Below are 8,906 nucleotides of genomic sequence, written 5' to 3'. Positions count from 1 at the left end.
TTACCAGATATTAAAGAAGTACGTGAAAAGACAGGCTTAAGCCAAGTCGAGTTTGCTTCACGTTTGCATATCAGCGCAAGAACCCTACAAAACTGGGAACAAGGCCGTCGCTATCCGACTGGACCTGCAGCGACTTTAATTCGCATTCTGGATGCCCATCCAACTCTGATCTAAATATTGTAGATAATAAAAAACCCCGGCATCCTGCCAGGGTTTTTTATTGGAACTTTAGGTCTGTGCTGGCTTAGTGCTTGTCGTATCTGACCCCATCCTGGTGCTCATTCTTTGTAATTCTAAGGAACATCCTGTTCCTGACCAATTAATCATATGAAAATTCCACTATTGCGAATAGCAGTAAAGCACCGGAATTTATGTAAGATAAAGCTTACAAATGGTTTAAATTTTATCCCCAGAAATTGGGGATATTTTCTACCCTACGAAGTCCGGGAACATTGAGAAAAGTTTCAATTTGATTAAATATTGATCAATTTTATTGGCGGAATATATCAAAACTGTTCATAAAAAAGCCAACTTGTTTCCAGGCCGGTTTTTTGCTGTTTTTCGAGTTTTCTATTTTAATATAACTAATTGATATTAAAAGGTTATTACAATCGCGTTTCGTATAACCGCCATTATGTTAAATGGAGTCTTTATGAGAAATTAATAATCTATTTTTGTTTGAGATTGAAGTATATTTAAAAAAATTAAGTTGTTTTTTTAAATGCATAATTTCATCTTTTAGTTTTTTGATTTGTTGATCTCTTTCGTCCCGTATAGGGGAAGTAATTTCACCAAATTTTTTAACTAACTGGCTATATTCAATCAAGTTATTGTAATCAAGTTCAAAATCTCCGCTTTTTATATATTTAAGTATAGTCGAGCGAGGTTTTCTATACGCTATAGCAGCATCACTGACCGAAAATTTTTTTAAAAAGTGATGATGTTGACTTAGCATATTATTTCACTTAAGACATTATTGATTTGGTATATATATGTTAATGAAATTAACATATATAAGATATAAATCTTCAATCATTGTTGGTTGATAATTGAACGTTTACTTTAAACATAACCTACTCTGATAATTTTTCTATTATTAAATCAATACGCTTTTAAGAATTTATATTATTAACATAATACACCTTATACGAAATACGTTATAATTCCACTTAGAAATCAATGCTGTAGTTTCTAGTTTATAGCCCAATCGAGCCCGTTTGGGCTTTTTTAATGATTCTTCACGTTCCACGCCTAATATTTGATCATTGTTCCACAAGTTTGTTTAGTCACTTTCAACAATAGCCCTTTAATCATCACTCAAAACAGCCTGTAAAACTCGACCAAATAAGCCTCGCTTTTTAGGTTCTGGTTGTATCCTAGACGTTTGTTGAATGGAGTTATTTTCGATAGGTTGAACTTGTTCAATATGTACGATTTCTTGTAAGTCTGTGGTTGTACGGGTTTGTTCATTCCGACTGTCAGCCTTACTGTCAGCCTGACTTTCTTTAGGGGTGTATCCAAGCGCAAGTGTTAGGTTGTCAATCTTATCTTTAAGTTGATCAATCTCTTTATACATACGTCTTTCACGTTCTTCAGCAACTGACTTATCGTGTCGTAATTCTTCAATTAGTTGCTTGTATAGTTCTATTGTAGTGTTGTCAGTTTGCGTACTGTCAGGCTGACTGTAAGCCTTACTGTCAGGTGTACCGTAAACACGTTGCATTTCACTAAAATCAATGACTTTTCGATTTTTAGCATCAATTTCATAACTGATAGAACCATTCTTCATACGATCATAAATAGATGTACGAGCGATCCCATATTTTTTAGCTAACTCAGCAACGGTAAACTTAGGCATTACTTATTTGATTATGGTTATGTTTTAGGTAGTTAATCATATCTGATTCTATATTGAGGTAGGAATTAATCATGACTAACAAATCACACCAAATTCTTGCAATTTACTTTCCCATTGATTTGCTACTTCATGAGATATGATCTCTTTTTTGATACGTTTCATCATTAAAATAATAGTTTCATTATTTTGTTTAAATCGATCAGCTAAACCATTTGACATGATTAATCCAGTTATTTTACTTACTCTATGCTCTAGATCATTTATTTTTTCAGATGGTTTTATTGAATCGCTAAAGCTTTGGATACCCGGCGCGACTGAGCTACTACCTCTTTGTATTTCAACAATTAGATTATCTGCTTGTTTTTTAGATATTTTTAAAGATTTTTTTTCTTGAAATTTTAGAATAATACTTGTGATTTTTCGACCTGTGCGCTTTGACTCAATAGTAAGATTGTAAGGACTATATTCATTAATTTCTTTAATTGCTTGATCAATCACGCGTTTTTTCAAATCAGCCCAAACAGGATATTTCTTTTGTAGTTGAAACATCCAACGAAGATCTTCAAGGCTAATTTCACGTTTACCAATACTACGGTATTGCATTATTAGTTCGTAAAAACGAATAGAATAAGGACTCGACATACCAACAATGTCTGATTCTAAGTACTTGGTAAACTCAGCTTTTAAATTAGATAAAAATGGCAATATAGGCTTTGAGAAACGAATATAAGCTACTTTAGATTCCTTAAATACTTTCTCTTGAATCCATCTAAACGAATCAGATTCATCACCATCTCGAAGTACGATAGAACGTTCATATAAACGGTTTACAGCATCTTTAAATTCCTTATGTGATGCTTTTTCATCTCCACCAAGTTTGACCAAATTTTTAGTAGTAAGAGGGTATAAAACATCATCTGATATTTCCTCCCCTTTAGGAACTTGAGCGATCGCACTAAGAATTAATCGTTGTTCCATTGTTGTAAGAGTATAAGAAGCTTCAATGACCTGATTTGATTTTACGATTAAATTATTTTTAAGCATATTAATAGTAACTTTAAATTATTATGGACAACTATATATTTGTCCTTATTTTATGTCAATAACGCGGGAATTTGTCCATATTAAAGCGGGAATTTGTCCATATTAACGCGGGAATTTGTCCATGTTATGCGGGAATTTGTCCATGTTTAATAGCTGAATAGCCTGCTATATAAAGGTTTTAGAGGACTTAAAAGCTTTTAAAATTATTAAAATAATAAAAAGAGAGAATATGAAAAATTGCCCTATGTTTTCGCTACGCTCAAACTCTATTGAATCTCGCTTTCGCTCGATTCGAAGGGGCAATTTTTAGTTAAGACTTTCGTGAATTTTAGAAAAAGAAAAAAGAAACTCGGAATTCGCTTCGCTCATGAGTTTTTATGCTCGCTTCGCTCGGCCTAGATGCAAATTGAGTTTGTTCGCACCCATTCGGGATGCTCTGTACTTACCGTTGAGAATCGAAAGGGAGCTTGTAATCAGGGAAAATGCGAGGGCGAAATTTTTATGATGCTCAATCGCTCGTAGACACTCGCTCGGTTTAAACTTGTTTGAGTCAAAAAGAAAAGTACAAAGCGAACGGAGTGTGAGCGACATAAAGATAAATCGCTTACTTCCCTCTCTGCTTACTGCTTTTGCTGAATTGGATCTGTGACAGTCTGGACTATCGTTCCCTATCTTTGGATGGTGTTCGACTTCGAGTAGGTTCTAGATTTCTTTGTCTTTGCCTAATTTGTTCTTGTTGTTCTTTTTCTTTCAACATTTCTCGATGCAAAGCAGGGTGTTTTTCAGCTACAGCCTTGTAGTCCTCATGGCTAACATAGGGTTTTTGTGATTCTAAATGAGAAATTTTAGTTTTGTTCGTATCAAATCTTCGTTTGATATTATTTAAATTTCCTCTGATCTCTGCTTGCTCTTGTTCCCATTTGAGCTTGCCAAAGAACATAGGCTTAGGTTTTTTAGATAATTCGGTTTGTTTTGCATAATCGGACTTAAGTTCTTTCATTTCTGATCTTAATTTGTCGATCACTTTTTGCTGTTTTTGACGTGCCAATTGCTCCGTAAGCAAATTAAATTGCTGTGTAGCACTTAAATTAGGTTTTTCTATGCGCGTAGATGGCTCTATTTTGCGATCTAAGGGCTTTTGTTGTGGTTTTGGTGTTTCTGCCTTTTTTGGTGTTTCCATCGTGCTAGAGAGCTTTCTGATCGTTTCTAGGCTCATATCTAGTTTGTATTTATCAATTTGGGATTCAGTAAGGCGGATTTCTTGCTCTAATCCTTTCAAAATTTCAGGCAAATGCTGTTTTTCAGTATTTTGCTGTTTGATTAAATCGTTTTTTAGGCTGATTTCGGTATCAACGCCCTGTCTGCGTAACTGTGTGACCTTGCTACCCTCGTGAATGGTCGCCTGTAGTCCGTTTTCCTGATCTGCATAGCTACGGTGATCTACCTTAGACAAGTAGCCAGCTCGTGCCAGGTGTTGATTGCTGAGGTCGGCAAAGGTTTCTCGCCATTGGTTCACGGTCTGGCTAGAATTTTCTTTGTTAAAATCTCGATTTCTCTTTTTGGCAAAGTCGCCTGTTTCAAGGTCGATTTGACGGCCTGTAAACATGATATGAGCGTGATAGTTACGTTCATCACTTCCGCTTTGGGTGTGTGGGGCATGAATGGCTGCATCCACGATGACACCATGTCGTTTGACCAGTTCTTCGCATAATTCATTGAGCATTGCTTGACGTTGTTGGGCATTGAGTTCATGCGGAAAAGCAATTTCAAATTCTCTTGCTAGGTTTGCATCTTTTCGACGTTCAACTTTTTCAACAGTGTTCCAAAGTTGGTTGCGGTCTAGTAACTCAGGATTAACATTTTCAGGGGCATAAATTTTTGTAAATTCTACGCCTGTTTTTCTTGTGTAATCCTGTTCTTTGCCTTGTCTTTCATCTATCAGTTTTTCACCTGAACGATAAGCAGAACATGCAACGGCTGAACGCCCTGCACTTCGGCTTATTGTCTTCAGTGAAAAATGATAAATTGCCATTTTGCCTTTGCTCTTAAATTCGATTTCGAATTTTACCAATCTGCATAGATTGGTTTGGGGTTGTAGGGGATCTTCCCCTGCCGTACTTCCATTGAAAAAATCGAAGATTTTTCTTAATGGTAAAGTGCGCCCTTCGGGAAACCACAATAGCAGACAGTACCTTGAATTTCAATTCATGTACGCTTATGCTAGCTGTGGTTTTTTAGGTATTAGAGTGATGATGAAAGTAGAATCTTTAGAACAGCAAATTGCTAAACAGGAAGAACGTTTAAAACAGCTTAAAGCTCAAAAGCAAGCTGCCCTCGCTCGTGAAAAAGCCAAGCAAAAAGAACAAGACCGAAAGGATGATACGAGACGTAAAATTCTATTGGGTTCTTACTTGCTTAAAAAAATGGAAAATGAAGCCAATAAGGAAAAAATACTCGCTGAACTCAATGAGTATTTAACTGAAGAAAGAGACAGAAAGTTATTTAATCTTTAATGTTTTAGCATTCAAATTTCGCATAAGAGATTTTATGTTAAATAAATATTCAGAAGGCCCATGGACAGGGACTTTCACATAACGTGCATTATATTAAGTTTAGAAAAACCACAGAGAAAATATGAATGGAAGTCATTACATTTTTATATGTACTGAATATAATGCTCCTACAGCTGAATTACTTAGAACTTCAATATTTCTATGATATCTCTGAGCTTATGGATTAAGAGATGAAAGCCTTTATCCATCAGTAATAAGCAGTTTTTAAAGTGCACCAATGCACGAATTTTAGTCATTTACTCTTCAATAATGGTTCTGCTAATATTGGATTTATAAGAATTAAAATATTTAAGAAATCTAATAGAATTAATGGATATATTTATGAACGAACTTACTGCTTTAGAAATCACCCAAAATTTACGATCTATTTATATTAGTCAGAATAGAGTGACAGAACTATTCCTAAAAATAGGTGAAGTTTATAATCTTACTCCTCTCATTCTCATAGGAAATAAAACTGTTTTTTCTTTTAAAGAAACTGGAAAGTCTCTAACTAAAATTAAGCAGGAAGTTTTAGCAATTCGAAGTACTTCACAAGCAGATGCAGTGCTGGTAGAGATCATTTCGGAATTGTTATAGGTTTTAAAGGTTATTTGAAATTTAGTTTTAATTTTTTGTTATAAAAGTTGAAATTGATGCTTTCTTTTGAAATTATGCTTCTAGTTTTTACCTATCTCGTAGACATAGGGAGCTGTAATGCTTATAAAAAGATTATATAGAAAAATAAAAGCCTTATAGTCTCTCCCAAAACTATAAGGCTTAATGCTGTACCCTTTCCTCATGGACTTATTTCTAGATAAGTTCTTATTTATATTGTTATTATTATCTATTATTGAAATTTCTTCCTTGATAGTTACAAATATTAACATTGATGTATAGTGACAATTTCTTCTTTCTTTGTAAGCATTTTCTTACAAGTAAAAAACTAGAGACATAAATATTTTAGTAGTCTTAAATTTACCGTTAATCTAATTTATACATTAATTCATTATTTTTTTACTATTGAAATATTTAATAGCTGTAAAAAACTTAAAATTATATGTAATATAAAAAAAGGAAATCCAATTCAGTTTCTCCACAAGGCTTTACGGAATGAATTTTTCCCAATTTCGCCCACACTCCCCAGTGTGGTTTTTTTATGCATTTTTTATAAGGCTGAGGCATCTAACTACATATAGTGAAATTGATATCTCACATTTAGACTTCGTATAAAAGGGTTGAATTTCTCATTTCTCATTTCTCATTTCTCATTTCTCATTTCTCATTAGCTATATGAGGGAAATTCGAAAGTTATTATATTGCTTAATTACAAGAATAATCCTATATTAAAAACCGTAATAAAAAATTAACTATAAGATTTTAATATTTTTAATTTAAAATTATAAACGAGCAATAAAAATGGAATATTGGAATATTACTTTACTAATATCAATAATTACATTGGTAGGTTTAGCAGTTATTACTCTATTAGTAGGCCGTAAAATTTGGAAAAATCTTATAGTTACCTTAATAATTTCAACGCTTATAAGCTTCCTTGTCTTATGTGCTTTAAATTTTTTATCAGGATATGGCATTCACGTACCCTGGAATAAAGATAATTATTGGCTGGAAATTTTAAATTTAGAAATGAGTCTAATGAGCTTGGTTATAGGGGGAGTAATTACCTTTATCATCATGCTAGGAACTCTCATTGCTAAAAATAATAGATAATAAAAATAAGGTTTCTTTCTTAAGTACTTTTGTCGATCTAGGCTTTTTAAGTTGTGTAAAGTTGGAGTACACCCCAAAGTAACGTTACATCTGTCTGTATCCGCAACCTAAAATCAATGTTTTAGAAGCCGTGGAACATTGATTTAGGTACGTTTAAAGCAAGTCTTAGATTTATACGTGACAATAAAAAGCCAGTTGTTTTAGATTAATGGGCTAAGTTTCTGAAAATAAGTTTAAGGTTTTCTAACATTTTTTCAATTTGTAGCGGTGTTAAACCTTCAAAAGACTGATCTAAAACAATGTGGCTCAAATCATTAATCTTTTGCGCCATTTGCTGTCCTTTACCCGTTAATACAACCCGCGTAATTCGGCCATCATATTCACAACAATAGGTATTAACTAACCCTTCATCTTTTAAACGATAAACAATTTTCGTGGTGGTCGACATTTTGCAAATTATCATTTCAGATAGCTTAGAGATACTCGCTTGGGGGTTAGCTTTTAAAGCCTGTAAAATACGACGACGAGAATTATCTAAACCATATTTTTTTAATGCATGATCCAAGTTGTGTACATATTGAGTATGTACTTGAGTGATCCAGTAATATGGAGAATTATCTAGATTAAAATCGGCTGCTGCAGAAAAAAACTTATTATACTTTTTCGTCATGAACTAGAATATCCAATATATTGATTTAATTGAAATTTTTATAAAAATAAATTCTACTTGAAAACTTCTTGTTTTAGCAATACATATTAAATTATTTTTATTTCTTATTCAGATATCAAGTTTCTTTTAAGGTTCTAATAGCTTGATTTAGAATAAGAAATTTTATGTAAAATAAAAGCCTTATAGTCTCTCCCAAAACTATAAGGCTTAGCGGCTGTAAGTTTCCTCTTTAATCACTTACATTCCTGTGTAAGCTCGCGTCTTTCGACTTTATTATTGTTATATTACGACTATTGCCCACTTTCCTTCCGGGGTTGTTTGTATGAAAAATGATCTCAAAAATAGGAAGAAGATGATATACGGCAATAGTCTAATATATAGAAATAATAGGTTTTATATAACAAAGCCTATTAATCCCCAACTTAGACCAGCCATTGTATTGCTGAGAATACAGAAACTTTAAATGGTTTCTAACAGAGAGCTGTCTGCTCTCGTTTTTTTATCCTAAAGCTGCTAAAATTCTTATACGCCATTGACGTATTTAATTCATGTTGTTTATTGAAACCAGTATTTTTACCAAACAAATTAAAGAGCTTGTGTCTGATGATGAATACCGTCAGTTGCAGCAAGATCTTTTGGTACAGCCTGATAAAGGTGATGTTGTTAAAAATGGTGGTGGAATTCGTAAAGTACGTTGTGCTCAGGGCAATAAGGGAAAAAGTGGTGGTATCCGGGTGATTTATTACTGGGTCACAGAGGACGATCAAATCTTTTTCCTAGTGGCTTATCCGAAGTCAGCAAAAGATAGCCTAACTGATAAAGAAACCTCGATCCTGCGTCAATTAGTGAAGGAGCAATTTCATGGATAACAACCTATTTGATGACCTAGTTGCTTCAATTAAAGAAGCGGGGGCCATTAAACGTAATGAAATAAAAGCAAGCCGGATTACTGAGCTTGAATTACCAGATATTAAAGAAGTACGTGAAAAGACAGGCTTAAGCCAAGTCGAGTTTGCTTCACGTTTGCATATCAGCGCAAGAACCCTACAAA

Annotated in this window: 11 protein-coding genes; 6 read left to right on the top strand and 5 right to left on the bottom strand. The window is 33.6% G+C overall.

The features are described from left to right. A partial coding sequence (locus NI455_RS14620) for a helix-turn-helix domain-containing protein (protein ID WP_253114808.1) occupies nucleotides 1-174 on the top strand: 174 nt, incomplete at its 5' end. Between the two features lie 463 nt (nucleotides 175-637). Here NI455_RS14620 and NI455_RS14615 read toward each other — a convergent pair. From NI455_RS14615 to mobQ, 4 genes are all read right to left on the bottom strand, one after another. Beyond that, nucleotides 638-955 carry a hypothetical protein gene (locus NI455_RS14615; RefSeq protein WP_253114804.1) on the bottom strand — a complete coding sequence of 106 codons (318 nt, stop codon included), beginning with the start codon at nucleotides 953-955 and terminating at the stop codon, nucleotides 638-640. 351 nt (nucleotides 956-1,306) lie between these two features. Then, the gene (locus NI455_RS14610) at nucleotides 1,307-1,858 is read right to left on the bottom strand and encodes a plasmid replication DNA-binding protein (protein ID WP_253114803.1); all 552 of its coding nucleotides are present in this window, start codon (nucleotides 1,856-1,858) and stop codon (nucleotides 1,307-1,309) included. Between the two features lie 75 nt (nucleotides 1,859-1,933). Further along, on the bottom strand, nucleotides 1,934-2,902 hold the full coding sequence (locus tag NI455_RS14605) for a replication initiation protein (protein WP_253114802.1): 969 nt from the start codon (nucleotides 2,900-2,902) through the stop codon (nucleotides 1,934-1,936). 658 nt (nucleotides 2,903-3,560) lie between these two features. Further along, nucleotides 3,561-4,934: a MobQ family relaxase gene (gene mobQ / locus NI455_RS14600; RefSeq protein ID WP_253114806.1), complete on the bottom strand. Its 1,374-nt coding sequence runs from the start codon at nucleotides 4,932-4,934 to the stop codon at nucleotides 3,561-3,563. Between the two features lie 220 nt (nucleotides 4,935-5,154). On the opposite strand from mobQ, the gene NI455_RS14595 reads away from it, so the two are divergent. The 3 genes from NI455_RS14595 (at nucleotide 5,155) to NI455_RS14585 (ending at nucleotide 7,185) form a co-directional block, all read left to right on the top strand. Further along, complete coding sequence (locus NI455_RS14595; RefSeq protein ID WP_253114805.1) at nucleotides 5,155-5,415, top strand: DUF8583 domain-containing protein; 261 nt, start codon at nucleotides 5,155-5,157, stop codon at nucleotides 5,413-5,415. A 381-nt stretch (nucleotides 5,416-5,796) separates the two neighbouring features. After that, nucleotides 5,797-6,054, top strand: coding sequence for a hypothetical protein (locus tag NI455_RS14590; protein ID WP_253114801.1), 258 nt, complete (start codon nucleotides 5,797-5,799; stop codon nucleotides 6,052-6,054). A gap of 819 nt (nucleotides 6,055-6,873) precedes the next feature. Then, nucleotides 6,874-7,185, top strand: a complete 312-nt coding sequence (locus NI455_RS14585) for a hypothetical protein (RefSeq protein ID WP_253114799.1) — start codon at nucleotides 6,874-6,876, stop codon at nucleotides 7,183-7,185. 205 nt (nucleotides 7,186-7,390) lie between these two features. Here NI455_RS14585 and NI455_RS14580 read toward each other — a convergent pair whose 3' ends face one another. Beyond that, complete coding sequence (locus NI455_RS14580) at nucleotides 7,391-7,855, bottom strand: MarR family winged helix-turn-helix transcriptional regulator (protein WP_253114797.1); 465 nt, start codon at nucleotides 7,853-7,855, stop codon at nucleotides 7,391-7,393. A 548-nt stretch (nucleotides 7,856-8,403) separates the two neighbouring features. Here NI455_RS14580 and NI455_RS14575 point away from each other — a divergent pair. Together NI455_RS14575 and NI455_RS14570 are read left to right on the top strand one after the other, a co-directional pair. After that, nucleotides 8,404-8,724, top strand: a complete 321-nt coding sequence (locus NI455_RS14575; RefSeq protein WP_253114795.1) for a type II toxin-antitoxin system RelE/ParE family toxin — start codon at nucleotides 8,404-8,406, stop codon at nucleotides 8,722-8,724. Beyond that, on the top strand, nucleotides 8,717-8,906 hold a 190-nt coding region (locus NI455_RS14570; RefSeq protein WP_253114794.1), incomplete at its 3' end, for a helix-turn-helix domain-containing protein. The genes NI455_RS14575 and NI455_RS14570, both read left to right, overlap by 8 nt.

The sequence above is a fragment of the Acinetobacter lwoffii genome (assembly GCF_024129435.1).
GTDB lineage: Bacteria > Pseudomonadota > Gammaproteobacteria > Pseudomonadales > Moraxellaceae > Acinetobacter > Acinetobacter lwoffii_F.
This window is presented reverse-complemented; position numbering and strand designations above follow the sequence as displayed.

Coding starts and splice junctions, on each gene's coding strand:
- NI455_RS14585 (WP_253114799.1), top strand. CDS start 6,874: ATGGAATATTGGAATATTACTTTACTAATATCAATAATTACATTGGTA.
- mobQ (WP_253114806.1), bottom strand. CDS start 4,934: ATGGCAATTTATCATTTTTCACTGAAGACAATAAGCCGAAGTGCAGGG.
- NI455_RS14590 (WP_253114801.1), top strand. CDS start 5,797: ATGAACGAACTTACTGCTTTAGAAATCACCCAAAATTTACGATCTATT.
- NI455_RS14595 (WP_253114805.1), top strand. CDS start 5,155: ATGAAAGTAGAATCTTTAGAACAGCAAATTGCTAAACAGGAAGAACGT.
- NI455_RS14605 (WP_253114802.1), bottom strand. CDS start 2,902: ATGCTTAAAAATAATTTAATCGTAAAATCAAATCAGGTCATTGAAGCT.
- NI455_RS14610 (WP_253114803.1), bottom strand. CDS start 1,858: ATGCCTAAGTTTACCGTTGCTGAGTTAGCTAAAAAATATGGGATCGCT.
- NI455_RS14580 (WP_253114797.1), bottom strand. CDS start 7,855: ATGACGAAAAAGTATAATAAGTTTTTTTCTGCAGCAGCCGATTTTAAT.
- NI455_RS14615 (WP_253114804.1), bottom strand. CDS start 955: ATGCTAAGTCAACATCATCACTTTTTAAAAAAATTTTCGGTCAGTGAT.
- NI455_RS14575 (WP_253114795.1), top strand. CDS start 8,404: ATGTTGTTTATTGAAACCAGTATTTTTACCAAACAAATTAAAGAGCTT.